Here is a 1,580-nt window from a genome sequence, read left to right as displayed (position 1 = left end):
TGAATCGCTGCTGACGTGTCGAAAAGTAGAGTTGACATCAGAACCGGGGTGTCAAGGCAGTCCCGGGATGAGTCTGGCGGGTGCCCGTTTACTGGCCAGGCGGTGTCCGGCATACAGGCGACGCGAGCCCGGTCTGCGGCCTTCGTATGGAACAGGAGAAGGCGGGCTTGGATACGTCTTCGCTGGTGAGCGGAGAGAGAGGGAGCGTCCCCGGCGGTCCGAAGCCGTGAGGGACTGAGTACCGACGCCAAGCACGCCGGCGGACCGGCTCGTAGTAGTGATGAAACTCCTGTAACGGGGGCGGAGCGAAGGGGCCGGGTCGTTCGTGACTGTGTTTATTCGATCAACCGGGCGTTATCCGGGAGGAGTCGCGTGAACGAGTTGAAAGCATCAGGCAAGCCGTTCAATATTTCCAAGCATTCCGTCTGGGAGGCGTACGAGAAAGTCAGGTCGAACAAGGGCGCGCCGGGTGTGGACGCGGTGTCGATGGAAGAATTCGAGAAGGATCTGAAGAACAATTTGTACCGGATCTGGAATCGTCTCTCCTCCGGCACCTATTTTCCGCCTCCGGTGCGTGCGGTGGAGATCCCAAAGAAAGGGGGCGTCCGGATTCTGGGCGTGCCCACGATCGGGGATCGCATCGCCCAGACGGTGGTCGCCGGGGTGCTGGAGGCGAAGGCCGAGCCGGTCTTTCATTCCGACTCCTACGGCTATCGTCCCGGGCGGTCGGCGATCGATGCCGTGGGCCGGTGCCGGGAGCGCTGCTGGAAGGCGGACTGGGTCATCGACCTGGACATCCGCGCGTTCTTCGACAGCGTTCCGTGGGACCTGGTCCTCAAGGCGGTCGCCGTCCACACTGATCCGTCCCAGTCCTGGGTCCTGCTGTATGTGCGGCGCTGGCTTGCCGCACCGCTGCAACTGCCCGACGGGACACAGCGCGAGCGGGACCGGGGGACGCCCCAGGGCTCCTCGGTTTCGCCGGTCCTCGCCAACCTCTTTCTCCACTACGCCTTCGACGCCTGGATGGCGCGGAACTTCCCCGCCATCGGGTTCGAACGGTACGTGGACGACGCGGTGGTCCACTGCGTCAGCGAACGCCAGGCACGCTTCGTGCTCGCGGCGATCAGGAAGCGGATGGCCGAGGTGGGGCTTGAACTGCACCCGGAGAAGACGCGGATCGTGTACTGCCAGGATGCCAACCGGTGTGCCTCGTACGAGCACACCGAGTTCACGTTCCTGGGGTTCACCTTCCGCACCCGCTCCGCGGTGCGCAAGGACGGCCAGATGTTCCGGTCGTTCCTTCCCGCGATCAGCGGGGAAGCTCTTCGCAGGATCAGTTCCGAGGTGCGCTCCTGGCGGCTGCACCACCGCACCAGCCTGACCGAAGCGGACCTCGCACGGTTCATCAACCCGATCGTTCGCGGGTGGATGGCGTATTACGGGGCCTTCTACCAGTCGGCCCTCCATCCTCTCCTGGAACGCGTCAACGCCTACGTGATGCGGTGGATGCGCAAGAAGTTCAAACGGCTGCGGGGCAGGAAGAAAGCCCAGACCGCGTGGAACCAGGCCGTCGCACGACG

At 64.1% G+C, this 1,580-nt stretch carries 1 protein-coding gene; it reads left to right on the top strand.

Annotated elements, in window-relative coordinates; translation table 11 throughout:
- Positions 1-372 precede the first annotated feature (372 nt).
- Positions 373-1,580, top strand: a 1,208-nt coding sequence (gene ltrA / locus ACFU5K_RS31850) for a group II intron reverse transcriptase/maturase (protein WP_384068219.1), incomplete at its 3' end; no start/stop codon positions are given.

It is taken from the genome of Streptomyces sp. NPDC057428 (genome assembly GCF_042803195.1).
Taxonomy (GTDB): domain Bacteria; phylum Actinomycetota; class Actinomycetes; order Streptomycetales; family Streptomycetaceae; genus Streptomyces.
The sequence above is the reverse complement of the archived record's forward strand: the minus strand, read 5'-3'. Positions and strand labels throughout refer to the sequence as shown.